This window comes from Arthrobacter sp. Z1-15 (assembly GCF_054792395.1).
Genome location: NZ_CP096454.1, coordinates 3,069,027 through 3,092,949, shown reverse-complemented (window position 1 = coordinate 3,092,949; position 23,923 = coordinate 3,069,027). Strand labels below are relative to the sequence as shown.

Sequence of the window (23,923 nt, the reverse complement as noted above, 5' to 3'; positions counted from 1 at the left end):
GACAAATGGAATTAGTGATTATTCTCGGCGTCGCGGCGGCCGTGGCCGGCGGCGTCGCGTGGGGCAGGCGCAGTTTTCGGCGCGAGATCGACCGTGCCAAACGGATCCGGCGGGCTAACCGGGACGGCCGGTCCTAGCAGCCGGCTGCACGCCGCCGATGCCGGTTTTCCCGGGGTTGGCCACTGCGCTAGACTGGGAGACGTTGACTTGCCGGTGAACGGTGCTTTGCGAGAAGCGGCCGAAGAAGAAGCAGTCGGAGAAGAAACAGCCGGATTGGCGCAATAGCCGCAATTCTGGCAGACTAGAGAAGTTGTTCAAGCGCTTTAGTGCCCGCATGTGCTCGTTCGGTCGGTTTCGGCCGGCAGCCAGTGCATGGTGAGATGTCGTCCCGGTCAGGATAATGCCTGACGCAGGGTCGGATCCTTCAGGGTAAAAGCCCATATATAACCCGCCCCCAATCTTGCCCGGGTATCGCAGACAAAGAATCCGCGACACGCCCGAGCGCGGGGGTCGGAGCCTCGACAGGGTGAGGAACCCGGATTTATCCGGATTCAGTCTGTTGGAGGAGTGCCAGGCCGTAAAGGCAGCTAGGTACAAAAACTGTACAGAGAGCAATACTCGAAGAAAGAGGCACGACGCCATGGCGGGACAAAAAATCCGCATCCGGCTGAAGTCGTATGACCACGAGGTCATCGACGTATCAGCACGGAAGATCGTTGAGACGGTCACGCGTGCAGGCGCAACGGTAGTAGGCCCCGTGCCGCTGCCCACGGAAAAGAACGTGTACTGCGTTATCCGTTCGCCGCACAAGTACAAGGACAGCCGCGAGCACTTTGAAATGCGCACGCACAAGCGTCTCATCGACATCATTGACCCCACGCCTAAGGCCGTTGACTCGCTGATGCGTCTCGACCTGCCTGCAGACGTGAACATCGAAATCAAGCTGTAGGGGGGGAGCGGATACTTATGTCTACTTCACTTACACGCCAGGTCAAGGGCCTTCTGGGCACCAAGCTGGGCATGACCCAGGTCTGGGACGAGAACAACAAGCTCATCCCCGTCACCGTCGTTCAGGCTGACTCAAACGTTGTTACGCAGCTGCGCAACGCGGAGAAGGACGGCTACACCGCCGTTCAGATCGGCTACGGCCAGATCGACCCGCGCAAGGTGACCAAGCCGCTGGCCGGCCACTTTGAAAAGGCAGGCGTCACGCCTCGCCGCCACGTTGTTGAACTGCGCACCGCAGATGCCGACACTTACGAGCTGGGCCAGGAACTCTCCGTTGAGATTTTCGAAGCCGGCCAGAAGGTCGACATCACCGGAACCTCCAAGGGCAAGGGCTTTGCCGGTGTCATGAAGCGTCACGGCTTCCACGGCGTCGGTGCCTCCCACGGTGCACACAAGAACCACCGTAAGCCCGGTTCCATCGGTGGCGCATCCACCCCGGGCCGCGTCTTCAAGGGCGTTCGGATGGCTGGCCGCATGGGCGCCGTCCGCCACACCACGATGAACCTCACGGTTCACGGTGTGGACGCCGAGAAGTCGCTGCTGCTGATCAAGGGTGCCGTCCCCGGCGCCCGCGGCCAGGTCGTCCTCGTACGCACCGCCGTGAAGGGAGCTTAGTCTCATGGCTAACGAAACCACTGTTGAATTCCCCGCAGCGCTCTTCGACGTTCAGACGAACGTTCCGCTTCTGCACCAGGTAGTAGTTGCTCAGCTTGCAGCTGCCCGCCAGGGTACGCACAAGACGAAGACCCGCGCAGAGGTCTCCGGTGCAGGCCGCAAGCCGTTCAAGCAGAAGGGTACCGGCCGCGCCCGTCAGGGTTCCATCCGTGCTCCTCACATGACCGGTGGTGGCGTCGTCCACGGACCGACACCCCGCGACTACAGCCAGCGCACCCCCAAGAAGATGATTGCCGCCGCACTGCGCGGAGCACTCTCCGACCGGGCACGCAACGGCCGCATCCACGTGCTGGAAACCCTGGTAGCCGGCGAAACGCCGTCGACCAAGGCCGCACGCGACACGCTGCGTTCACTTTCCGACCGCAAGAACATGCTCGTTGTCATCGAGCGCGCCAATGATGTTGCCGCACTTTCCGTGCGCAACCTCACTGATGTTCACGTGATCTATGTAGATCAGCTGAACACCTACGACGTGCTTGTTGCCGATGACGTGGTCTTCACCAAGGCTGCCTACGACGAGTTCGTCGGCAAGAACACTGTCAAGGAGGACGCCAAGTGAGCGCGACCACCGCAAAGGACCCTCGCGACGTGGTGCTGGCACCCGTCGTCTCGGAAAAGAGCTACGGCCTGATCGACGAAGGTAAGTACACCTTCCTGGTCGACCCCCGCTCCAACAAGACCGAGATCAAGCTGGCCGTGGAGAAAATCTTCTCCGTCAAGGTCGACTCGATCAACACCATCAACCGTGCCGGTAAGCGCAAGCGGACCAAGTTCGGATGGGGACAGCGCAAGAACACCAAGCGCGCCATTGTCACCCTGAAGGACGGCACAATCGACATCTTCGGCGGTCCGCTCAGCTAGGGCGGAGACCACTTTAACGAGGAAATAAATAATGGGAATCCGTAAATACAAGCCGACTACACCGGGCCGTCGCGGCTCGAGCGTAGCCGACTTCACCGAAATCACGCGGTCGACGCCGGAAAAGTCGTTGGTACGCCCGCTGCCCAAAAAGGGTGGACGTAACAACACCGGTAAGATCACGACCAGGCACAAGGGTGGTGGGCACAAGCGTCAGTACCGTCTGATCGACTTCCGCCGCCACGACAAGGACGGCGTCGACGCTCGCGTTGCCGAGATCGAATACGATCCGAACCGTACCGCCCGCATTGCGCTGCTGCACTACGTTGATGGCACCAAGCGTTACATCATCGCCCCGAACAAGCTCAAGCAGGGCGACCACGTAGAGGCCGGAGCCGGCGCTGACATTAAGCCCGGCAACAACCTGCCCCTGCGCAACATCCCCGTGGGTACCACCATCCACGCAGTTGAGCTGCGTCCGGGCGGCGGTGCCAAGATGGCCCGCTCCGCCGGTGCATCTGTTCAGCTTGTTGCCAAGGAAGGCCGCTTCGCCCAGCTGCGTCTGCCTTCCGGCGAAATCCGCAACGTCGACGCACGCTGCCGCGCCACCATCGGCGAGGTCGGCAACGCCGAGCAGTCGAACATCAACTGGGGTAAGGCCGGCCGTATGCGCTGGAAGGGCGTACGCCCGACCGTCCGCGGTGTCGCCATGAACCCGGTCGACCACCCGCACGGTGGTGGTGAAGGTAAGACCTCCGGTGGACGCCACCCGGTCAACCCGAACGGTAAGCGCGAAGGCCGCACACGCCGCCCCAATAAAGAGAGCGACAACCTCATTGTGCGTCGCCGTCGTTCCGGCAAGAACAAGCGATAGGAGCCTGGAAACATGCCACGCAGCCTGAAGAAAGGCCCCTTCGTCGACCAGCACCTGTTCCTTAAGGTAGCGGCCGAAAACGAAAAGGGCACCAAGAACGTCATCAAGACGTGGTCCCGTCGTTCGATGATCATCCCCGACATGCTCGGGCACACGATCGCCGTACACGATGGACGTAAGCACATTCCGGTGTTTGTCACGGAGTCGATGGTCGGGCACAAGCTCGGCGAATTCGCCCTGACGCGGACATTCCGCGGCCATGTGAAGGACGACCGCAAGGGCAAGCGCCGCTAGGCGCTGCTCTTTCGGCAGAAGACGAGAGAAGGAAAGCAATGGAAGCCAAGGCAATTGCGCGTCATATCCGCGTAACGCCTATGAAGGCCCGGCGCGTCGTCAACCTTGTTCGTGGCAAGCAAGCGAATGAGGCAATGGCAATTCTGAAGTTTGCCCCCCAGGCAGCATCGGAGCCGGTACTTAAGGTAGTTCAGTCGGCCCTGGCCAACGCACGTGTCCTCGCGGACCGTGACGGCCTGGCCTTCGACGAGGGTGACCTCTTCATCAGCGAAGCATTCGTTGACGAAGGGCCCACCATGAAGCGGTTCCAGCCCCGTGCACAGGGCCGCGCGTACCGCATCAACAAGCGGACCAGCCACGTCACTGTGGTTGTCGCAACCCCCAAAATCGAGGAGGAACGCTAAGTGGGACAGAAGGTTAACCCGCACGGGTTCCGACTCGGCATCACCACTGACCATGTGTCGCACTGGTTTGCTGACAGCAACAAGCCGGGCCAGCGCTACAAGGACTTCGTCCGCGAGGACATCAAGATCCGTCAGCTGATGTCCACCGGTATGGACCGCGCCGGCATCGCCAAGGTTGAGATCGAGCGCACCCGCGACCGTGTCCGCGTGGATATCCACACGGCACGTCCGGGTATCGTTATCGGCCGCCGCGGCGCCGAGGCAGACCGCATCCGCGGCGAGCTGGAGAAGCTCACGGGCAAGCAGGTTCAGCTGAACATCCTCGAGGTCAAGAACCCCGAGATGGAAGCCCAGCTTGTTGCCCAGGGCGTTGCTGAGCAGCTCTCTTCCCGCGTGGCTTTCCGCCGTGCAATGAAGAAGGCCATCCAGTCCGCACAGCGTGCCGGCGCCAAGGGTATCCGTATCCAGTGCTCCGGCCGTCTGGGCGGCGCTGAAATGAGCCGTTCGGAGTTCTACCGCGAAGGCCGTGTGCCCCTGCACACCCTCCGCGCGCAGATCGACTACGGCTTCTTCGAAGCCAAGACCACCTTCGGCCGCATCGGCGTGAAGGTTTGGATCTACAAGGGCGACGTTACCGCTAAGGAACTGGCTGCACAGCAGGCTGCTGCACCGTCCCGCGGACGCTCCAGCGACCGTCCGGGCCGCGGCCCGGCCGACCGCGGAGACCGTGGCGGCGACCGCCGTCGTCGTCCCGAGCGCGGCGACAAAGCCGCCGCGCCTGCTGCTGCAGAGGCCCCGGCCGCTGAGGCAGCTGCCCCCGCAGCAGAAGGAGGACAGGCTTAAATGCTTATCCCACGTCGAGTCAAGTTCCGTAAGCAGCACCACCCGGGTCGTTCCGGCGCTGCAACCGGCGGCACTGCAGTCAGCTTCGGCGAGTGGGGCATCCAGGCTTTGACGCCTGCGTATGTCACCAACCGCCAGATCGAGGCTGCTCGTATTGCCATGACGCGCCACATCAAGCGCGGCGGAAAGGTCTGGATCAACATTTACCCGGACCGTCCGCTGACGAAGAAGCCGGCCGAAACCCGCATGGGTTCCGGTAAGGGTTCTCCGGAGTGGTGGGTTGCAAACGTCAAGCCGGGCCGTGTTCTCTTTGAGATCTCCGGTGTTAATGAAGAGGTAGCTCGTGAGGCCCTGCGCCTGGCGATCCATAAGCTGCCGTTGAAGGCACGCATTGTGCGTCGCGAGGGTGGTGAATAGAAATGGCAATTGGTTCAAAGGAACTGGCACCGAAGCAGCTGGACGGCTTCGATAAGGACCGTCTCGTCGAGGAACTTCGCAAGGCCAAGGAAGAGCTGTTCAACCTCCGCTTCCAGTCCGCAACCGGTCAGCTGGAAAGCCACGGCCGTCTGCGCGTAGTGAAGCGCGACATCGCACGCATCTACACCGTGCTGCGTGAGCGCGAACTGGGGATTCGTCCCGAGGTCGTTGCTCCCGTCGAGGAAGCAGCTCCCGAAAAGGCAGCAAAGAAGTCCAAGAAGAAGGCTACCGAGTCTGAAGCTCCGGCCGAGGTCGCTGAGGATGATGCCAAATGAGTGAAAACAAGAATGAGGCAGCAGTGACAACTGACGCAAACGGAGCCGATGCCCGCGGGTACCGGAAGACCGCACGCGGCTACGTGGTCTCTGACAAGATGGATAAGACCGTCGTTGTTCAGGTTGAAGACCGCGTCAAGCACGCCCTGTACGGAAAGGTGCTTCGCCGCACCTCGAAGCTCAAGGCCCACGACGAGCAGAATGCTGCCGGCGTTGGAGACCTCGTGCTGATCGCCGAAACCCGGCCGCTCTCCGCTACCAAGCGGTGGCGCCTGGTCGAGATCCTCGAGAAGGCCAAGTAACTAAAGCAGTACATCCGGCCGGCCGCCGGTGAGCCTCTCCCCGCAGGGGAAAGGCCCGCCGGCACCGCCCACCGGCGACTGGGCCCCGGCCGCGTTATCATCCGATTTCGCATCCGGGGCCCTTTCGCGATAAACTTGAAATCTTGTCTGTGCGGTGCGGAAGTGTGTCCAGTTTTGGACACCGCGTCCTCACCGCCGTATGAGACAAAAGCCCGATAATCTTGTTCGGCACTTTGCCGCGGTCCGCCGCGGCTCAGCCCCTGCGGGGGAGTGCTGAGTACCAGTATTACGGGGTCCACCCATATCCGTTCCGCAAGGCTCAATATTGAGAACCGGCGCGACGACAGGAGTTATAAGTGATTCAGCAGGAGTCGCGGCTTAAGGTCGCCGACAACACTGGTGCCAAGGAAATCTTGACCATCCGTGTTCTCGGTGGATCCGGACGTCGCTACGCAGGCATTGGCGACACCATCGTTGCCACCGTCAAGGATGCAATCCCCGGCGGCAACGTCAAGAAGGGCGATGTGGTCAAGGCCGTCATCGTTCGCACCAAGAAGGAACGCCGTCGCCAGGACGGTTCCTACATCAAGTTCGATGAGAACGCTGCAGTGATCTTGAAGAATGACGGAGACCCCCGCGGTACCCGCATCTTCGGCCCGGTCGGCCGCGAGCTTCGCGACAAGAAGTTCATGAAGATCATTTCGCTGGCTCCGGAGGTGCTGTAGTCCATGGCAAAAATCAAAAAGGGTGACCTGGTTCAGGTCATCAGCGGAGCAACTGCTGCGCGCGGCGGAGACCGCGGCAAGCAGGGCAAGGTCCTGAAGGTTTACACCGACACGAACCGCGTCCTGGTTGAAGGCGTCAACACGGTCAAGAAGCACACCAAGGTCGGCCAGTCCTCCAAGGGCTCCAAGACCGGTGGCATCGAAATCGTCGAAGCCCCCCTCCACGTTTCCAACGTCGCAATCGTTGACCCGGAAACGAAGAAGCCGACCCGTGTTGGCTACCGCCAGGAAATCGTCGAAAAAGACGGCCGTGAGCGCACTGTGCGTATCCGCGTCGCCAAGGGCTCTGGGAAGGACCTCTAATGACTGAGACTGTCACCAAGACCGTCCCCCGTCTGAAGACCCGCTACGCAGCGGAGATCAAGAAGACCCTGCAGGACGAATTCAACTACGCGAACGTCAACCAGGTTCCCCGCCTCGTCAAGGTGGTTGTGAACATGGGTGTTGGAGATGCCGCTAAGGACTCCAAGCTCATTGACGGTGCCGTCAAGGATCTGACCCAGATTACGGGCCAGAAGCCGCAGGTAACGAAGGCCCGCAAGTCCATCGCACAGTTCAAGCTGCGTGAAGGCATGCCCATCGGCTGCCACGCAACTCTGCGCGGAGACCGCATGTGGGAATTCGTCGACCGCCTGGTTACCCTGGCGCTGCCGCGTATCCGCGACTTCCGCGGCCTGAACGGCAAGCAGTTCGACGGCAACGGCAACTACACGTTCGGTCTGACCGAACAGTCGATGTTCCACGAAATCGATCAGGACAAGATCGACCGCGTTCGCGGCATGGACATCACCGTGGTTACCACCGCAAAGACCGATGACGAGGGACGCGCGCTGCTGAAGGCGCTCGGCTTCCCGTTTACATCCGAAGATTAATTACTACGTAACAGGTCCGACGGACCTCCGCACAGGTGCGCCTGAGCGAGAGCTCCGCAGGAAACCGTTACGAGGGAGGGCAAGAGCCCAATGACAATGACAGATCCTGTCGCAGACATGCTTACGCGTCTGCGCAATGCAAACTCGGCATATCACGACACCGTGTCCATGCCTTACAGCAAGCTCAAGGCGCGCGTCGCTGACATCCTGAAGGCCGAGGGCTACATCGCCGGCTGGAAGGAAGAAGAGGCCGTCGTCGGCAAGAAGCTGACCCTTGATCTCAAATTCGGTCCGAACCGCGAGCGTTCCATCGCCGGCGTGCGTCGTATCTCCAAGCCCGGTCTGCGCGTTTACGCAAAGTCCACCAACCTGCCGCGCGTTCTCGGTGGTCTGGGTATCGCAATCCTGTCGACGTCGTCAGGTCTCCTGACCGACCGCCAGGCCGCCAAGAAGGGTGTAGGTGGGGAAGTCCTCGCCTACGTCTGGTAGCAGGGAAGGGAAAGAAAAATGTCACGTATTGGACGTCTGCCCATCCCGGTTCCTGCCGGAGTAGAAATCACCGTTAACGGTGACCTCGTATCCGTCAAGGGTGCCAAGGGCGAGCTGAGCCACACTGTGCCCAGCCCGATCACTGTCACGCTCGACGACAGCATCATCACCGTTGCCCGCCCGAACGACGAGCGCGAGTCCCGTGCCCTTCACGGCCTGACCCGCACCCTGATCAGCAACATGATCACCGGTGTGACCGAAGGCTACAAGAAGGACCTGGAAATCGTCGGCACCGGTTACCGCGTGCAGGCCAAGGGAGCGGACCTCGAGTTCGCCCTGGGCTACAGCCACCCGGTTCCGGTCACGGCACCCGAGGGCATCACGCTTACCGTCGTGGGTCCCACGAAGGTCACAGTGTCCGGCATCGACAAGCAGCAGGTGGGCGAGGTTTCGGCCAACATCCGCAAGCTGCGCAAGCCCGATCCCTACAAGGGCAAGGGTATTCGTTATGCCGGCGAGATTGTCCGCCGCAAGGTCGGAAAGGCTGGTAAGTAACCATGGCCATCAGCATTAATAAGAAGCGTAATTCCAAGAGCAAGTCGGCTGCCCGCAGCCGCCGCCAGCTTCGCATCCGCAAGCGGATCTCCGGTACCGCGGCTCGTCCGCGCCTGGTGGTCAACCGCTCGGCCCGCCACGTATTCGTCCAGGTTGTCGATGACACCCGCGGCGTAACCGTTGCCTCGGCTTCCACCATGGAAGCAGACCTGCGCGCACTGGAAGGCGACAAAACCGCCAAGTCCAAGCGCGTTGGCGAGCTCGTTGCAGAACGTGCCAAGGCTGCCGGCGTTGAAGCCGTTGTCTTTGACCGCGGTGGCAACCGTTACCACGGCCGCATCGCGGCCGTTGCCGACGGCGCACGTGAAGGTGGGCTGTCACTGTGACCGAGGTTAACAAGGAAAAGGAAAACCAGGTGACTGAAGCTACAGCTGCGCAGGCAACTGAGACCAAGGACGCCGCAGCTCCCGCCACTGACGACCGCCGCGGCGGCCGCAAGGGCGAGCAGCGCTCCGACCGTGGAGGCCGCGGCGAACGCGGTGGCCGCGGTGGCCGCGACGGCGGACGCAACGATGAGAAGGACAAGTTCATTGAACGCGTCGTGACCATCAACCGCGTTGCCAAGGTGGTCAAGGGTGGTCGTCGCTTCAGCTTCACCGCCCTGGTGGTTGTCGGCGACGGCAACGGCATGGTCGGTGTCGGTTACGGCAAGGCCAAGGAAGTTCCCTCCGCTATCGCGAAGGCCGTTGAAGAAGCCAAGAAGACTTTCTTCCGCGTCCCGCGCATCGGTGGAACCATCCCCCACCTGGTCCAGGGTGAAGCTGCTGCAGGCGTCGTCCTGCTGCGTCCGGCTTCCCCGGGTACCGGTGTTATCGCCGGTGGTCCGGTCCGCGCCATTCTCGAATGCGCCGGTATCCACGACGTACTGTCCAAGTCGCTCGGGTCCTCCAACGCCATCAACATCGTGCACGCCACGGTTGATGCGCTGAAGCGCCTCGAAGAGCCTCAGGCAGTGGCTGCACGCCGCGGCCTGCCGCTGGACGAGGTTGTACCTGCCGCGATGCTCCGCAACATGCAGAAGGCAGGTGCCTGATGACTACTCCGAAGAACGTTGCCGTCAGCACGGCAACACTGAAGATCACTCAGATTAAGTCCACCATCGGTGGTAAGCAGAATCAGAAGGACACGCTGCGCTCATTGGGCCTGCGGCACATCGGTGCTACCACCGTTCGTACCGCAGACGCCGTGACCGTTGGCATGATCAACACGGTTCCGCACCTCGTGAAGGTTGAGGAGGCGAATTAACATGGCCGAAGATAACAACAACGAACACGCGCTGAAGGTTCACCACCTGCGTCCGGCACCCGGTGCCAAGACGGCCAAAACCCGTGTTGGCCGCGGTGAAGGTTCCAAGGGTAAGACTGCAGGCCGCGGTATGAAGGGCACCAAGGCCCGTTACCAGGTCAAGGCCGGTTTCGCTGGCGGGCAGCTGCCGCTGCACATGCGCCTTCCGAAGCTGCGCGGCTTCAAGAACCCGTTCCGGGTCGAGTTCCAGGTTGTAAACCTGGACAAGATCTCGGAGCTGTTCCCCGAAGGCGGCGACATCACGGTTGCTGACCTGGTTGCCAAGGGTGCAGTTCGCAAGAACCAGCCCGTCAAGGTCCTGGGCACCGGCGACATCACCGTCAAGGTGAACGTCACGGCCGATGCTTTCTCCGCCAGTGCGGCAGAGAAGATTGCCGCAGCAGGCGGAACCACCACGGCACTCTAAGCACCGTGTCCGTTCTGTGCAGCGAGCCCCGGCGGCCGGAATACCGGCCGCCGGCGGGTCGCTGCGCGATTGGCAGGACAGCCACTAAACTCTTGGCGGGCCGCATTGCGGTCCGCCCGGAGTTTAGTTTTGTTTAAGGCACTACCACGCCGCGGGCTTCGTTAACGTTCTACGGGGCTTGAGCGGATAGACTCTGTTTTTGTTACCGGTCCAATCGGACCCACCTACTTCAGATCTCATTCAGGAGGACGCTTGCTTAGCGCTATTGGCCGGGCTTTCCGGACGCCAGACCTGCGACGCAAGCTGTTGTTTACGCTGGGAATCATCACTATCTTCCGCATGGGTGCTTTTATCCCGGCCCCGGGTGTTGACTACGGCAATGTGCAGCAGTGCTTGGCTCTGGGTGCCACTTCGGGTGGCCTCTACGAATTCGTTAACCTATTTAGCGGCGGCGCCCTGCTGCAGGTCTCCATCTTTGCCCTGGGCATCATGCCGTACATCACCGCCAGCATCATCGTTCAGCTGCTGCGCGTCGTGATTCCCCACTTCCAGGCACTCTACGAGGAAGGCGCACAGGGCCAGTCGAAGCTGACGCAGTACACGCGTTACCTGACGATCGCCCTCGGCCTGCTCAACGCCACCACCGTCGTGTCCCTGGCCCGCACCGGAGCACTGTTCAACAACACCTGCTCCGTGCCGATCATCCCCGACGACAACATCATCACCATCCTGCTGCTCATCATCACGCTGACCGCCGGTACCGGCCTCATCATGTGGATGGGTGAACTGGTCACCGAAAAGGGCGTCGGCAACGGCATGTCCCTGCTGATCTTCACCTCGATCGCAGCAGGATTCCCCAGCTCGCTCGGAGCAATCCTCAGCGCCCAGGGCTGGACGGTCTTCCTCGCCGTGATCGGCATCGGCGTCCTCGTGGTCGCCCTCGTCATCTTCGTGGAGCAGTCACAGCGCCGGATCCCGGTGCAGTACGCCAAGCGCATGGTCGGGCGGCGGACAGTCGGCGGGACCAATACCTACATCCCGATCAAGGTGAACATGGCCGGGGTTATCCCCGTCATCTTCGCTTCGTCGATGCTGTACCTGCCGTCGCTGATCGCCCAGTTCAACACGCCCTCCACCGGCACTCCGCCGGAATGGGTGGTCTGGATCAACAACTACCTCACCAGCGGAGACCACCCCTTCTACATGGCGGTCTACTTCCTGCTGATCGTGTTCTTCACGTACTTCTACGTGTCGATCACGTTCAACCCGGAGGAGGTCTCCGAGAACATGAAGAAGTACGGCGGCTTTATCCCCGGCATCCGGGCCGGCCGTCCCACCGCCGAATACCTGCAGTACGTGCTCTCCCGCATTACCCTGCCCGGCGCCCTCTACTTGGGGTTTGTAGCCCTGATTCCGTTGATCGCTCTGGTGCTGGTCGGAGCGAACGCGAACTTCCCGTTCGGCGGAACCTCGATCCTCATCATGGTTGGTGTGGGACTCGAAACAGTCAAGCAGATTGATGCACAACTGCAGCAACGTCACTACGAAGGGTTATTGCGATGACAAGAATGCTCATTATCGGGCCTCCCGGCGCCGGTAAAGGTACACAGGCCGCCCGAATCTCGGACCGGCTTGGGGTCACTGCAATCTCCACAGGCGACATCTTCCGTGCCAACGTCAAGAACGAGACGCCGCTTGGCCTCGAGGCCAAGAAGTACATCGACGCCGGGAACTTCGTCCCGGACAGCGTCACCAACGACATGGTGCGCGCCCGCCTGACGGAGGAGGACGTCGCTGACGGCTTCCTCCTGGACGGTTACCCGCGCACCGCCGCGCAGGTTGAGGAACTCGACGACATCCTGGCCAGCAAGGGCCAGAAGCTCGACGTCGTCCTTCAGCTGACCGCCGATGATGAAGAGCTGGTGGCACGCCTGCTGAAGCGGGCCGAGATCGAAGGCCGCGCCGATGACAACGAGGACGTCATCCGGCACCGCCTGGACCTGTACAAGGCCCAGACCGCCGACGTCGTGGCCAGCTACGACGACCGCGGCATCGTCGCGCGGGTGGACGGGCTGGGCGGCATCGACGATGTCACCCAGCGCGTCATGGAAGTCCTCAAGGATATTAGCTAAAGAGTTAGAAGAGATATGTTCGGCCAGCCCAGGATTGAATACAAAACCAATGCGCAGATGCGCACCATGCGCGAGGCCGGCCTCGTGCTGATCCGGGCACTCGATGCGGCAGTGGAGTCCGCGGTGGAGGGGGCAACCACCGCGGACATCGATGCAGCTTTCGCCGCGGTGCTCAAGGAAGCGGGGGCAACCTCCAACTTCCTCGGCTACCACGGATACCCTGCAACGGTCTGCGTATCGGTGAATGAAGAAGTGGTCCACGGCATCCCGGGGGAGAGGATCCTCAAAGACGGGGACATCCTCTCCATCGACGGCGGCGCCGTGGTGAACGGATGGCACTCCGACTCCGCGCGCACCGTCATTGTCGGCACCGCGGACCCCGAGGACCAGCGGCTCTCCGACGTCACCGAGCAGGCCATGTGGCACGGCATCGCTGCCGCCGCCAAGGGACGCTTCGTCGGTGATATCGGCGCGGCCATCGATGACTACGTCTCCGGTGTACCGGGCAAGCCGCTCGGAATCCTGGAGGACTATGTCGGCCACGGCATCGGAACCCAGATGCACCAGGCGCCGGACGTACTCAATTACCGGACATCGCACAACGGCCCGAAGCTGCGGCCGGGGCTGTGCCTGGCGATTGAGCCGATGCTGGTGCGGGGCGGGATTGAAACTCTCACGCTTGAGGACGACTGGACGGTCATTACCACCGACGGTTCCCGTGCCTCGCAGTGGGAGCATTCGGTGGCCATCCACGACAAGGGAATCTGGGTCCTCACCTCGCCCGACGGCGGAGCCTCCCGGCTTGCGCCCCTGGGCGTCACTCCGGTCCCGATTCCCGGGGACTGACTTCCGAGGGGCTGCCCGGTCTTCCGGGCCGGCCGATTTAACTTATCGGGACCCTTCGAGTACAGTTATCTGTTGGTTGTCTCTACATTCGTGCCCTTTTCCAAGCATGTGCGCCGTGTCAAAACGGCTCCTGCGCGGTAGATGCGCAGGAAGCACCAGGGAGAACCAAAGACATAAACCGTCCTTCGTGCATACGGAGGACACAGACGTTAGCGGAGGATATGGCCAAGAAAGACGGCGTCATTGAGATTGAGGGCTCGGTCAACGAAGCCCTGCCCAACGCGATGTTCCGCGTTGAGCTGGCCAACGGCCACATTGTGCTCGCACACATCTCGGGAAAGATGCGTCAACACTACATTCGCATCCTCCCCGGAGACCGCGTTGTGGTGGAACTTAGCCCGTACGACCTCACTCGGGGCCGTATCGTCTACCGCTACAAGTAAGAACCGCTGCATCGGCAGGCAGTGTCCCGGACAAATGGGACGCCGGCTGCGTGCGGCCCAACCCTGCAACCACGCAAAGGATAACCATGAAGGTCCAGCCGAGCGTCAAGCAGATCTGCGATAAGTGCAAGGTGATTCGCCGTAACGGTCGAGTCATGGTGATCTGCGAGAACCCGCGCCACAAGCAGCGCCAGGGCTAATTTCCTGCTCTCAGGGACAGCCCACGCGTAGTAGTAATTGAATATGGCAGTGCAGCGTTGATACGCGTAACGCACACCCCCGGCCCGGAGGCCGGGGACCTGGCAACAGGGATGCACTGCTTCAGACCTCCGGTGACACAAAAGGAGAACCGCCGATATGGCACGTCTCGCTGGCGTTGACATTCCCCGCGAAAAGCGGGTTGTGATTGCGCTTACTTATATCTACGGCGTGGGTAAGACCCGTGCAGACCAGACCCTGGCAGAGACCGGCATCAGCCCGGACACTCGCGTCAAGGACCTCACGGATGCTGAACTCGTTCAGCTGCGTGACTACATCGAGGGCAACTTCAAGGTTGAGGGTGACCTCCGCCGCGAGGTAGCCGCCGACATTCGCCGCAAGGTTGAAATCGGCAGCTACCAGGGTATCCGCCACCGTCGTGGCATGCCCGTACACGGCCAGCGCACGAAGACCAACGCTCGTACCCGCAAGGGCCCGAAGCGTACGGTTGCCGGTAAGAAGAAGGCCGCCCGCTAAACCTAGCGGTGTGAGGCCACGGCCCTTAACCGGGCCACCTAAACCAAACTCTTTGTAGGAGAAGTAATGCCCCCCAAGACTCGTGGAGCGGTCCGCAAACCGCGTCGCAAGGATAAGAAGAATATTGCGCTTGGCCAGGCGCATATCAAGAGCACCTTTAACAACACCATCGTGTCCATCACGGACCCGTCCGGTGCTGTTATCTCATGGGCTTCCGCCGGTGAGGTTGGCTTCAAGGGCTCGCGTAAGTCCACCCCGTTCGCTGCGCAGATGGCTGCTGAAGCCGCTGCAAAGCGCGCCCAGGAGCACGGCGTCCGCAAGGTCGACGTCTTCGTAAAGGGTCCGGGCTCCGGCCGCGAAACCGCCATCCGTTCGCTCCAGGCCACCGGCCTGGAGGTTGGCTCCATTTCGGATGTCACCCCGAGCGCGCACAACGGCTGCCGTCCCCCGAAGCGCCGCCGCGTATAAGCAGCACTTGCGGTACCGGTTTCATCCGGCGGGCGGTCCATCCTTCGGGGCGGGCCGCCCATCGGACGCCTCCGGCTCCGGGCACGTGGCTGCTAGCCGTCCAAGACGCCCGCGGAAGACCCGTCGTCGTCGTTTCCACCATTTGTGTTGCGTCATATAGCGGACGCTCGCTGAAAGGAAATGCAAGTGCTCATTGCACAGCGCCCTACCCTCACTGAAGAAGTCGTAGCCGACAACCGCTCGCGGTTCATCATCGAACCGCTGGAACCCGGTTTCGGCTACACCCTTGGCAACTCCCTTCGCCGTACGCTCCTGTCCTCGATCCCCGGTGCTGCAGTAACCAGCATTCGGATCGACGGCGTGCTGCACGAGTTCACCACGGTTCCGGGCGTGAAGGAAGATGTCACCGAGATCATCCTGAACGTCAAGAACCTGTCGGTCTCCTCCGAGCACGACGAACCCGTTGTCGCCTACCTGCGCAAGCAGGGTCCCGGCGTCGTGACGGCTGCGGACATTGCTCCGCCGGCCGGCGTGGAGTTCCACAACCCGGATCTGCACATTGCCACTCTGAATTCGAAGGGCAAGTTCGAGCTCGAACTGACCATCGAACGCGGACGCGGCTACGTTTCCGCAAGCCAGAACAAGTCCGGCGACCAGGAGATTGGCCGTATTCCGGTCGACTCCATCTACTCGCCGGTCCTGAAGGTAACCTTCCGCGTGGAAGCTACCCGTGTTGAACAGCGCACCGACTTCGATCGCCTGATCGTTGACGTTGAGACCAAGGATGCCATTGCACCGCGCGACGCCGTCGCGTCTGCCGGCACCACCCTGGTTGAACTGTTCGGCCTGGCCCGCGAACTGAACAGCGCTGCTGAAGGTATCGAAATCGGTCCGAGCCCCACGGATGCCGCACTGGCAGCCGACATGGCCCTGCCGATCGAAGACCTTGAGCTGACTGTGCGTTCCTACAACTGCCTCAAGCGTGAAGGCATCCACACTGTGGGTGAACTCGTTGCCCGCTCCGAGGCTGACCTGATGGACATTCGCAACTTCGGTGCAAAGTCCATTGATGAGGTAAAGGCAAAGCTGGTCGAACTCGGTCTGTCCCTGAAGGATTCCCCTCCCGGATTTGACCTGGCCGCCCGTGCCGCAGCTATTGAAGAGGACGAGTCCGAATACTCGGACGACGAGCTCTAACACACGCAAAATTTTGCCGTCCGGGCCTGTTGGTTCCGCACGGCACCGTTTGAGGAGAAAATGTAATGCCTACACCCACCAAGGGTAAGCGCCTCGGAGGCAGCCCGGCCCACCAGCGCCTGATGCTGGCGAACCTGGCTGCCCAGCTGTTCGAGCACAAGCAGATCACCACCACGGTGACGAAGGCCAAGCGCCTGCGTCCCTACGCCGAGCGTCTGATCACGTTCGCAAAGCGCGGAGACCTGTCTTCCCGCCGCCGCGTCCTGGGCCTGATCTCGGACAAGGGTATTGTCCACGAGCTCTTCACCGACATTGCTCCGGCAGTCGAGAAGCGCGACGGCGGCTACACCCGCATCACCAAGATCGGCAACCGCAAGGGCGACAACGCCCCCATGGCTGTCATCGAACTGGTTCTCGAGCCGGTTTCGGCCAAGCAGGCCGTTGTAGCCGAGGCCGAGACCGCAGCAGCCGTGGCTGCTCCGGCACCGGTCGAGGAATCCGCTGAGTCTGCCGACTCGGCCGATTCCGCAGAGTCCGCCGATTCCGCTGAGTCTGCCGACTCGGCTGAGTCCGCTGATTCCGCCGACGAAGCAGTGGAGACCGAAGAGAAGAAGTAATTTTTCGCTTCGGCACAATGTCCCTTAATATTGAGGGCATGAGTATCGAAAGGCCCGCCGCACCCTCACCGGACGGCGGGCTTTTTCGTGTCCGGATGGACCTGTCCTACGACGGTGCCGCTTTTTACGGCTGGGCTGTCCAAGACGATCTCCCCACGGTGCAGGGCAGCCTTGAGGCGGCCCTGGAAGTGCTCGTCCGCCGGCCGGTCCGGCTGACGGTTGCCGGCCGGACGGATTCAGGCGTCCACGCCCGCGGGCAGGTGGTTCACTTCGACCTCACGGGTCCCGAGTGGGAGGGGCTTGCCCGCGGTGCTGCCCTCACTCCCGAGGAGGCGCTGATCCGCCGGATGCGGGGAATCCTGAACAAGGATCTCACCATGCCTCTGCGCAGGGCCAAGGCCCCCAAGCGGGTCATCCACGCCATGGAAGGGGCCATCACGGTCCACTCGGCCTCCCTGGCTCCCGAGGGCTTCGATGCCCGGTTCTCCGCCCTCTGGCGGCGCTACAGCTACCGGATCGCCGACCGCGAAGCCAGCCGAGATCCCCTGACCCGTACGGTGACCCTCTGGCACGACTTCGCACTGGATGAGCACCGGATGAATGCAGCGGCCGAAGCCGTCCTGGGGGTGCGGGACTTCCTGTCCTACTGCAAGCCGCGTACCGGGGCCACCACGGTGCGGGAACTGCAGGAGTTCTCCTTCCTGCGCCGGCCCGACGGCGTGATCGAGGCCCATCTGCAGGCTGATGCCTTCTGCCACAACATGGTCCGGTCCCTGGTGGGCGGAGCCATGCTTGTCGGGGCGGGGGAGCGGACCCCTGAATGGCTGGGGCAGAGGCTGCAGGCACGCATCCGGGATTCAAAGTCGCTTCTGGCCGCCCCCCACCCCCTGATCCTCGAAGAAGTAAGGTATCCGGCCGATGCCCAAATGCTGCAGAGGGCAGAGAGCACGCGCGCCAGGCGCTCCCTGTCCGGCTTTTGACCTCGACCCGCAAGCAGGCTATTGTTTATAGTCGTTGTGCGTGTCCTACCTCGATAGGTCTATGCCCACGGGAGCGGCTCGGTTGCAGAGCCACCTGGCCCCGGGGAAATAGCCGAGTACATCAGGACCACTGGTTACATCAGTCCTCACCTGACCATCCGGTAAACGCATAGAGAAGCTGCGGACCATGTGGCATCCATATGAGCCGCGCCACCTAAGAAGAAGAAACGAAGGCAAAAACCGTGCGTACGTACACCCCGAAGCCCGGCGACATCAACCGCCAGTGGCACGTCATTGACGCCACCGACGTTGTCCTAGGCCGTCTTGCCAGCCAGACCGCAACACTGCTGCGCGGAAAGCACAAGCCGACCTTCGCTCCCCACATGGACATGGGCGATTTCGTCATCATCATCAACGCCGAGAAGGTTGCCCTCACCGGCGCCAAGCTCGAACAGAAGCGTGCCTACCGCCACTCGGGTTACCCGGGCGGTCTGTCCTCCGTCAACTACGCAGAACTGCTGGAGTCCAATCCGGTACGTGCAGTTGAGAAGGCCATCCGCGGCATGCTGCCCAAGAACTCCCTGGCTGCACAGCAGATCAGCAAGCTCAAGGTCTACCGCGGTGCAGAGCACCCGCATGGAGCCCAGCAGCCCAAGACCTTCGAAATCACCCAGGTCGCCCAGTAGTTCTGGCCCGCCAACTAAAGAATTAATTCAAGGAGAATCGTGGCTCAGAACACTGAAGAGCTCAATGAAACAACCGAGGAGCTTTCGAGCTACACCTCGGAAACCCCTGATGCAGCCGAGGCTGCCGTCAAGGAACGCCCCGCACTGACCGTTGCCGGTTCGGCTGTTGGCCGCCGCAAGCAGGCCATCGCCCGCGTGCGCGTTGTCCCGGGCACCGGCAAGTGGCTGGTAAACGGCCGCGACCTGGCTGCGTACTTCCCGAACAAGCTGCACCAGCAGGACGTCAACGAGCCGTTCAAGGTCCTCGACCTCGACGGCGCCTACGACGTCATTGCCCGCATCCACGGCGGTGGCCCCTCCGGCCAGGCCGGTGCGCTGCGTCTGGGCGTTGCCCGCTCGCTGAACGAGATCGACCGCGAGAACAACCGCCCGACCCTGAAGAAGGCCGGCTACCTGACTCGTGACGCCCGCGTCATCGAGCGCAAGAAGGCCGGTCTCAAGAAGGCACGCAAGGCACCTCAGTACTCCAAGCGCTAAAAAGCGCCTACCCAAAGGCCATCCGCAAAGCGGATGGCCTTTGGGGCCCTCGGCGCTTTTTGGCGCTTGGCTCCACGCGCTCTTGCGGCGCTTGGATTCATGCGCTTACGGGCGCTTGGGTTCACGCGCTCTTGCGGCGCTTGGATTCATGCGCTTACGGCGTCCTGGGTTCACAGAAAGTGCGTCTTCCAGCATTGGGAGGCGCACTTTCTGCGTTGTGGAAGAAGGCCGTGATCCCGTCCCTGCCCCGGCGCAGCACGTGTTCTTGGTCACTGAAATCACCTGCCTGCCCGCCGGCGCTTAGTCGGCTGCGGCAAGGGAGTGGCACAATAGCCCAGTGGGCTGCCCGCTGAGGCGCCTGCAGCCCTACCCCCTGTTTGAGGATAATGTGCGATGACTAGACTGTTTGGAACCGATGGCGTCCGTGGATTGGCCAATGGCCTGATCACCGCCGAAGTGGCCTTGGGCCTGGCACAGGCGGCCGCCGTCGTTCTGGGACACCGGCGTGTGGAAGGCGGCCGGCGGCCTGTTGCAGTCGTTGCACGCGATCCCCGAATCAGCGGGCACTTCATCTCCGCGGCAGTGGAAGCAGGGCTCGCGAGCTCCGGCGTTGACGTCTTCGACGCCGGCGTCCTGCCGACCCCCGCAGCGGCCTTCCTGGTGGCGGACCTGAACGCGGACTTCGGCGTCATGATTTCCGCTTCCCACAATGCCGCCCCGGACAACGGCATCAAGTTCCTCGCCCGCGGCGGCCAGAAGCTCGACGATACCGCCGAAGACGACATTGAATTCGAAATGGCGAAGCCCAGCCCCCGCCCCACCGGTGCGGACGTGGGACGCATCCACCGGTTTGCGGACGCTGAAGACCGCTACGTCATCCACCTGCTCCAGACACTGCCCAACCGGCTTGAGGGGCTGAAAGTCGTCCTGGACTGCGCCCACGGTGCCGCCAGCGGCTGCTCGCCCCAGGTCTTTGCTGACGCAGGCGCCGAAGTGGTGGTCATCGGCGCGGATCCCGACGGCGTGAACATCAACGACGGTTACGGCTCCACCCATCTGGAAAAGCTGCAGGCCGCTGTGCTCGAGCACGGTGCCGACATGGGCGTGGCCCACGACGGCGATGCTGACCGCTGTCTCGCCGTGGACCATGAAGGAACCGTCGTGGACGGAGACCAGATCATGGCCATCATGGCGGTGGCGCTGAAGGCAGCCGGCAAGCTCAAGGACGACACCCTCGTGGCGACGGTCATGAGCAACCTGGGCCTGAAGCTCGCACTGCGCGAAGCAGGGATCAGCCTCCGGGAGACCGGAGTGGGGGACCGGTACGTGCTCGAAGGTATGCGTGAAGGCGGCTACAGCCTCGGCGGCGAGCAGTCCGGCCACGTCATTTTCTCCGAGTACGCAACCACCGGCGACGGCGTCCTGACCGGCCTGCAGCTTGCCGCGCAGGTGAAGCGCACCGGACGGACGCTCAAGGAGCTTGCCCAGGTCATGAACAAGCTCCCGCAGGTCCTCATCAACGTCAAGGGCGTCGACAAGGCTGCGGTCAGCACCAATGAAGCGGTTCTCCGGGCCGTGCTGAACGCGCAAAGCACCCTCGGCGAATCAGGCCGGGTCCTGCTCCGCCCCTCGGGCACCGAAGCCCTCGTCCGGGTCATGGTCGAAGCGGCGGACATGGAAACAGCCGCCTCAGTGGCTGCGAAGCTGGCCGAAACCGTGGAGGACAACCTGGCCCTGGAGCCCACAGAAGCCTGAGCGGCCGGAGCCCGCGCCGCAGTCCTACGTCTTGCGCAGCAGCATCCGGGTCACTGAATGGTCCGCGTCCTTGGTCAGCACCAGCTGGGCGCGGCCGCGTGTGGGCAGGACGTTGGTGACGAGGTTTGGTTCATTGATGCGCTTCCAGATGTCCAGCGCCGTTGCCCGGGCTTCTTCGTCCGTCAGCCCGGCGTAGCGGTGGAAATAGGATTCCGGATCAGCGAAGGCTCCGCCGCGCAGTGACATGAACCGCTGGACGTACCATTCCTCGATGTAGGAGGTCCGGGCATCCACATAGATGGAGAAGTCGAAGAAATCGCTCAGTGCGAGGCCTGCCCGGCCGTCGGCCCGGGTGCGGGCAGGGGCGAGGACATTGAGTCCCTCGACGATCAGCACGTCGGGGCGGCGGACGACAATCTCCTCATGGGGCACGATGTCGTAGGTGAGATGCGAGTAGCGCGGGGCCCGCACTTCCTCTGCTCCGCTCTTGACGGCGCTGACAAAGCGCAGCAGGGCACGCCGGTCATAGGACTCGGGGAATCCCTTGCGGTCCATCAGTCCCCGCCTCTTGAGCTCGGCATTGGGGTAGAGGAAACCGTCGGTGGTAATCAGTTCCACATTCGGCGTTTCCGGCCAGCGGCGCAGCATCTCCCGCAGCACGCGCGCCGTCGTCGACTTCCCCACGGCGACCGAACCGGCCACCCCGATCACGAACGGTGTCCGGGTGGTTTTCTCGCCGAGGAAGGTGGTGGTGGCACTGTGCAGCCGCCCGGCCGCGGCAACGTAGAGATTCAGCAGGCGTGACAGCGGAAGGTAAACCTCCCGTACCTCGTCCAGGTTCAGCTTCTCGCCCAGGCCCCGAAGCCGCAGGATGTCGTCCTGGTTCAGGGGCGACCGGATTTCGTTGGAAAGCCGGGACCAGGTCTGCCGGTCCAGCTCGACAAACGGCGAAAACCCGCTGTCCGTTGCGTTCCCGGAGGAGGCCTTGGCTGGATTAGGGGCTGCCTTTGATGTACGGTCTGTCACTTTACGATTCTGCCCTGCCGCGCAGTCAATCCAAAACGGCCGTGTCACAGCCCTGAATCCGGGGTGTTGGGCGCCGCGGCGTGCTTTGGCGATGTACGTGCTCCTGCCGGTAGTCTTAGCCGTATGTGTGGAATCGTTGGATATGCCGGTCGCCGCCCCAGTGCCGCCGCCGCAGGGGAGCTCAAGAATCATGACCATGGGGCGCTCGACGTCGTCATGGAGGGCCTGCGCAGGCTGGAATACCGCGGGTACGACTCGGCCGGCGTGGCCGTGCTGACCGAAGCCGGCATTGACTCCCGCAAGAAGTCGGGCAAGCTGGCCAACCTGACGGCCGAACTGGCTGCAGCCCCGCTGCCGGAAGCAACCACCGGAATCGGCCACACCCGCTGGGCGACCCACGGCGGGCCCACGGACGAGAACGCCCACCCGCATCTGGCCGATGAGGGCCGCCTGGCCCTGATCCACAACGGGATCATCGAGAACTTTGCAGAGCTTAAGGCCGAGCTGCTCGCCGCCGGCGCCGAGTTCATCTCGGAAACGGACACCGAGGTTGCCGCCGCCCTGCTGGCTTCGGTCTACCGCGGCGAAGGCGGGGGAGACCTGGCCCTGTCCATGCAGCTGGCCTGCCGCCGGCTTGAAGGTGCGTTTACCCTCCTGGCCATCCACGCCGATTCACCCGACGTCGTTGTGGCCGCACGCCGCAACTCCCCGCTCGTGGTTGGCCTGGGCGACGGAGAGAACTTCCTGGGCTCCGATGTCTCCGGGTTCATCGACTTCACCCGCCGGGCCGTTGAACTGGGCCAGGACCAGATCGTCACGATCACCCCGGAGCTCGTCGAGATCACCGACTTCTACGGCAACCCTGCCGAGGGTACGGAGTTCAAGGTCGATTGGGACGCTGCCGCCGCGGAAAAGGGTGGTTATCCCTCCTTCATGGAGAAGGAAATCAACGACCAGCCGCAGGCCGTGGGCGACACCCTGCTGGGGCGCTCCGACATTGAGGGCCGCCTGACCCTGGACGAGCTGCGCATCGACCCGGAAGACCTGAAGTCGATCAACAAGATCATGGTCCTGGCCTGCGGCACTTCCGCCTACGCCGGCCAGGTCGCCAAGTACGCCATTGAGCACTGGTGCCGGATCCCGGTTGAGGTGGAGCTCAGCCACGAGTTCCGTTACCGCGACCCGATTGTGGACGGCAACACGCTGATCGTCGCCATCTCCCAGTCGGGCGAGACCATGGACACGCTCATGGCCGTCCGCTACGCGAAGGAGCAGGGCGCCAAGGTGCTGGCGATCTGCAACACCAACGGCTCCACCATCCCGCGCGAGTCCGACGCCGTGCTTTACACGCATGCCGGTCCTGAGATTGCCGTGGCCTCCACGAAGGCCTTCCTGGCACAGATCACCGCCGCCTACCTGCTCGGCCTCTACCTGGCCCAGCTGCGCGGCGACAAGTTCCAGGGCGAGATCAAGGACCTGCTGACGGACCTCGCGAAGGTTCCCGCCAAGATCCAGCAGGTCCTGGATAACTCCGGGCAGATCAAGGAACTGGCCGAGCTGATGGCCGATGCCAAGTCCGTCCTCTTCCTCGGCCGCCACGTCGGCTTCCCGGTGGCCATGGAAGGTGCCCTGAAGCTGAAGGAACTGGCCTACATCCACGCCGAAGGCTTCGCCGCCGGCGAGCTCAAGCACGGACCGATTGCGCTCATCGAAGAGGGCCAGCCCGTCTTCGTGGTGGTCCCCTCACCGCGCGGCCGGGATTCGCTGCACGCCAAGGTGGTCTCCAACATCCAGGAGATCCGTGCCCGCGGCGCCAAGACCATCGTTATTGCCGAAGAGGGCGACGACGCCGTGAAGGCCTACGCCGAGCACGTCTTCTACGTGCCGGAAACCCCCACCCTGCTGGCGCCGCTGCTGACCACGGTTCCGCTGCAGATCTTCGCCTGCGCCCTGGCCACCGCCAAGGGTTTCGACGTCGACCAGCCGCGCAACCTGGCCAAGTCAGTCACGGTGGAATAA

At 62.5% G+C, this 23,923-nt stretch carries 36 protein-coding genes; 35 read left to right on the top strand and 1 reads right to left on the bottom strand.

Annotated elements, in window-relative coordinates; all coding sequences use genetic code 11:
- Window positions 1–5: 5 nt before the first annotated feature.
- From M1D40_RS14160 to glmM, 34 genes are all read left to right on the top strand, one after another.
- Window positions 6–137: a hypothetical protein gene (locus M1D40_RS14160; RefSeq protein WP_341393389.1), complete on the top strand. Its 132-nt coding sequence runs from the start codon at window positions 6–8 to the stop codon at window positions 135–137.
- Between the two features lie 503 nt (window positions 138–640).
- Window positions 641–949: a 30S ribosomal protein S10 gene (gene rpsJ / locus M1D40_RS14155; protein WP_003803825.1), complete on the top strand. Its 309-nt coding sequence runs from the start codon at window positions 641–643 to the stop codon at window positions 947–949.
- Between the two features lie 17 nt (window positions 950–966).
- Window positions 967–1,623 (top strand): 50S ribosomal protein L3, encoded by a 657-nt coding sequence (gene rplC, locus M1D40_RS14150; RefSeq protein ID WP_341393390.1) that lies wholly within the window; start codon window positions 967–969, stop codon window positions 1,621–1,623.
- A gap of 4 nt (window positions 1,624–1,627) precedes the next feature.
- The gene (gene rplD, locus M1D40_RS14145; RefSeq protein ID WP_210228061.1) at window positions 1,628–2,242 is read left to right on the top strand and encodes a 50S ribosomal protein L4; all 615 of its coding nucleotides are present in this window, start codon (window positions 1,628–1,630) and stop codon (window positions 2,240–2,242) included.
- Entirely contained in the window at window positions 2,239–2,544 is a 306-nt protein-coding gene (rplW, locus tag M1D40_RS14140; RefSeq protein WP_104052736.1) for a 50S ribosomal protein L23, read from the top strand. Before rplD ends, rplW begins: the two co-directional genes overlap by 4 nt.
- A 31-nt stretch (window positions 2,545–2,575) precedes the next feature.
- Window positions 2,576–3,415: a 50S ribosomal protein L2 gene (gene rplB / locus M1D40_RS14135; protein WP_152219783.1), complete on the top strand. Its 840-nt coding sequence runs from the start codon at window positions 2,576–2,578 to the stop codon at window positions 3,413–3,415.
- A 12-nt stretch (window positions 3,416–3,427) separates the two neighbouring features.
- Complete coding sequence (gene rpsS / locus M1D40_RS14130) at window positions 3,428–3,709, top strand: 30S ribosomal protein S19 (RefSeq protein WP_104052734.1); 282 nt, start codon at window positions 3,428–3,430, stop codon at window positions 3,707–3,709.
- A gap of 38 nt (window positions 3,710–3,747) precedes the next feature.
- The gene (gene rplV, locus M1D40_RS14125) at window positions 3,748–4,113 is read left to right on the top strand and encodes a 50S ribosomal protein L22 (RefSeq protein WP_341393391.1); all 366 of its coding nucleotides are present in this window, start codon (window positions 3,748–3,750) and stop codon (window positions 4,111–4,113) included.
- Window positions 4,114–4,956: a 30S ribosomal protein S3 gene (gene rpsC, locus M1D40_RS14120; RefSeq protein ID WP_341393392.1), complete on the top strand. Its 843-nt coding sequence runs from the start codon at window positions 4,114–4,116 to the stop codon at window positions 4,954–4,956. It begins immediately after the preceding gene.
- Window positions 4,957–5,373, top strand: coding sequence for a 50S ribosomal protein L16 (rplP, locus tag M1D40_RS14115; RefSeq protein ID WP_104052731.1), 417 nt, complete (start codon window positions 4,957–4,959; stop codon window positions 5,371–5,373). It abuts the gene before it with no gap.
- 2 nt (window positions 5,374–5,375) lie between these two features.
- Window positions 5,376–5,708 (top strand): 50S ribosomal protein L29, encoded by a 333-nt coding sequence (rpmC, locus tag M1D40_RS14110; protein ID WP_152219777.1) that lies wholly within the window; start codon window positions 5,376–5,378, stop codon window positions 5,706–5,708.
- The gene (rpsQ, locus tag M1D40_RS14105) at window positions 5,705–6,010 is read left to right on the top strand and encodes a 30S ribosomal protein S17 (RefSeq protein ID WP_152219775.1); all 306 of its coding nucleotides are present in this window, start codon (window positions 5,705–5,707) and stop codon (window positions 6,008–6,010) included. Before rpmC ends, rpsQ begins: the two co-directional genes overlap by 4 nt.
- A gap of 356 nt (window positions 6,011–6,366) precedes the next feature.
- On the top strand, window positions 6,367–6,735 hold the full coding sequence (gene rplN / locus M1D40_RS14100; protein WP_055239356.1) for a 50S ribosomal protein L14: 369 nt from the start codon (window positions 6,367–6,369) through the stop codon (window positions 6,733–6,735).
- Window positions 6,736–6,738: 3 nt separating this feature from the next.
- Window positions 6,739–7,098, top strand: coding sequence for a 50S ribosomal protein L24 (rplX, locus tag M1D40_RS14095; protein WP_210228071.1), 360 nt, complete (start codon window positions 6,739–6,741; stop codon window positions 7,096–7,098).
- Window positions 7,098–7,667 (top strand): 50S ribosomal protein L5, encoded by a 570-nt coding sequence (gene rplE, locus M1D40_RS14090; RefSeq protein WP_152219770.1) that lies wholly within the window; start codon window positions 7,098–7,100, stop codon window positions 7,665–7,667. Before rplX ends, rplE begins: the two co-directional genes overlap by 1 nt.
- 90 nt (window positions 7,668–7,757) lie before the next feature.
- Window positions 7,758–8,156 carry a 30S ribosomal protein S8 gene (rpsH, locus tag M1D40_RS14085; RefSeq protein WP_152219769.1) on the top strand — a complete coding sequence of 133 codons (399 nt, stop codon included), beginning with the start codon at window positions 7,758–7,760 and terminating at the stop codon, window positions 8,154–8,156.
- An 18-nt stretch (window positions 8,157–8,174) separates the two neighbouring features.
- Entirely contained in the window at window positions 8,175–8,711 is a 537-nt protein-coding gene (gene rplF, locus M1D40_RS14080) for a 50S ribosomal protein L6 (RefSeq protein ID WP_341393393.1), read from the top strand.
- Window positions 8,712–8,713: 2 nt separating this feature from the next.
- Complete coding sequence (rplR, locus tag M1D40_RS14075; RefSeq protein WP_104101589.1) at window positions 8,714–9,097, top strand: 50S ribosomal protein L18; 384 nt, start codon at window positions 8,714–8,716, stop codon at window positions 9,095–9,097.
- Window positions 9,098–9,126: 29 nt separating this feature from the next.
- A complete protein-coding gene (gene rpsE, locus M1D40_RS14070) occupies window positions 9,127–9,804 on the top strand; it encodes a 30S ribosomal protein S5 (protein WP_210228079.1) in 678 nt (225 codons plus the stop codon).
- A complete protein-coding gene (rpmD, locus tag M1D40_RS14065; RefSeq protein ID WP_104052721.1) occupies window positions 9,804–10,016 on the top strand; it encodes a 50S ribosomal protein L30 in 213 nt (70 codons plus the stop codon). Before rpsE ends, rpmD begins: the two co-directional genes overlap by 1 nt.
- 1 nt (window position 10,017) lies before the next feature.
- Window positions 10,018–10,482 (top strand): 50S ribosomal protein L15, encoded by a 465-nt coding sequence (gene rplO, locus M1D40_RS14060; RefSeq protein ID WP_341393394.1) that lies wholly within the window; start codon window positions 10,018–10,020, stop codon window positions 10,480–10,482.
- A gap of 252 nt (window positions 10,483–10,734) precedes the next feature.
- Window positions 10,735–12,045, top strand: coding sequence for a preprotein translocase subunit SecY (secY, locus tag M1D40_RS14055; RefSeq protein WP_341393395.1), 1,311 nt, complete (start codon window positions 10,735–10,737; stop codon window positions 12,043–12,045).
- Window positions 12,042–12,614, top strand: a complete 573-nt coding sequence (locus tag M1D40_RS14050; RefSeq protein WP_341393396.1) for an adenylate kinase — start codon at window positions 12,042–12,044, stop codon at window positions 12,612–12,614. Before secY ends, M1D40_RS14050 begins: the two co-directional genes overlap by 4 nt.
- A 15-nt stretch (window positions 12,615–12,629) precedes the next feature.
- On the top strand, window positions 12,630–13,460 hold the full coding sequence (gene map, locus M1D40_RS14045; RefSeq protein ID WP_341393397.1) for a type I methionyl aminopeptidase: 831 nt from the start codon (window positions 12,630–12,632) through the stop codon (window positions 13,458–13,460).
- Between the two features lie 221 nt (window positions 13,461–13,681).
- On the top strand, window positions 13,682–13,903 hold the full coding sequence (gene infA, locus M1D40_RS14040; protein ID WP_055239372.1) for a translation initiation factor IF-1: 222 nt from the start codon (window positions 13,682–13,684) through the stop codon (window positions 13,901–13,903).
- An 86-nt stretch (window positions 13,904–13,989) separates the two neighbouring features.
- Entirely contained in the window at window positions 13,990–14,103 is a 114-nt protein-coding gene (rpmJ, locus tag M1D40_RS14035) for a 50S ribosomal protein L36 (protein ID WP_012397712.1), read from the top strand.
- A 157-nt stretch (window positions 14,104–14,260) separates the two neighbouring features.
- Window positions 14,261–14,638: a 30S ribosomal protein S13 gene (gene rpsM / locus M1D40_RS14030; protein WP_104052716.1), complete on the top strand. Its 378-nt coding sequence runs from the start codon at window positions 14,261–14,263 to the stop codon at window positions 14,636–14,638.
- A gap of 66 nt (window positions 14,639–14,704) precedes the next feature.
- Window positions 14,705–15,106, top strand: a complete 402-nt coding sequence (rpsK, locus tag M1D40_RS14025) for a 30S ribosomal protein S11 (RefSeq protein ID WP_104052715.1) — start codon at window positions 14,705–14,707, stop codon at window positions 15,104–15,106.
- A gap of 186 nt (window positions 15,107–15,292) precedes the next feature.
- Complete coding sequence (locus M1D40_RS14020) at window positions 15,293–16,303, top strand: DNA-directed RNA polymerase subunit alpha (RefSeq protein ID WP_104052714.1); 1,011 nt, start codon at window positions 15,293–15,295, stop codon at window positions 16,301–16,303.
- A 65-nt stretch (window positions 16,304–16,368) separates the two neighbouring features.
- Window positions 16,369–16,920: a 50S ribosomal protein L17 gene (gene rplQ / locus M1D40_RS14015; RefSeq protein ID WP_461169213.1), complete on the top strand. Its 552-nt coding sequence runs from the start codon at window positions 16,369–16,371 to the stop codon at window positions 16,918–16,920.
- Between the two features lie 38 nt (window positions 16,921–16,958).
- Window positions 16,959–17,900 carry a tRNA pseudouridine synthase A gene (locus M1D40_RS14010; protein ID WP_461169212.1) on the top strand — a complete coding sequence of 314 codons (942 nt, stop codon included), beginning with the start codon at window positions 16,959–16,961 and terminating at the stop codon, window positions 17,898–17,900.
- A 242-nt stretch (window positions 17,901–18,142) separates the two neighbouring features.
- On the top strand, window positions 18,143–18,586 hold the full coding sequence (gene rplM / locus M1D40_RS14005; protein ID WP_104052711.1) for a 50S ribosomal protein L13: 444 nt from the start codon (window positions 18,143–18,145) through the stop codon (window positions 18,584–18,586).
- Between the two features lie 39 nt (window positions 18,587–18,625).
- Window positions 18,626–19,123: a 30S ribosomal protein S9 gene (rpsI, locus tag M1D40_RS14000; protein ID WP_341393400.1), complete on the top strand. Its 498-nt coding sequence runs from the start codon at window positions 18,626–18,628 to the stop codon at window positions 19,121–19,123.
- A 393-nt stretch (window positions 19,124–19,516) separates the two neighbouring features.
- Window positions 19,517–20,878, top strand: coding sequence for a phosphoglucosamine mutase (gene glmM / locus M1D40_RS13995; RefSeq protein WP_461169211.1), 1,362 nt, complete (start codon window positions 19,517–19,519; stop codon window positions 20,876–20,878).
- Window positions 20,879–20,902: 24 nt separating this feature from the next.
- On the opposite strand, the gene coaA is transcribed toward glmM, so the two are convergent.
- A complete protein-coding gene (gene coaA, locus M1D40_RS13990) occupies window positions 20,903–21,904 on the bottom strand; it encodes a type I pantothenate kinase (protein ID WP_341393402.1) in 1,002 nt (333 codons plus the stop codon).
- A 123-nt stretch (window positions 21,905–22,027) separates the two neighbouring features.
- Here coaA and glmS point away from each other — a divergent pair, with 123 nt between their 5' ends.
- On the top strand, window positions 22,028–23,923 hold the full coding sequence (gene glmS, locus M1D40_RS13985; protein WP_461169210.1) for a glutamine--fructose-6-phosphate transaminase (isomerizing): 1,896 nt from the start codon (window positions 22,028–22,030) through the stop codon (window positions 23,921–23,923).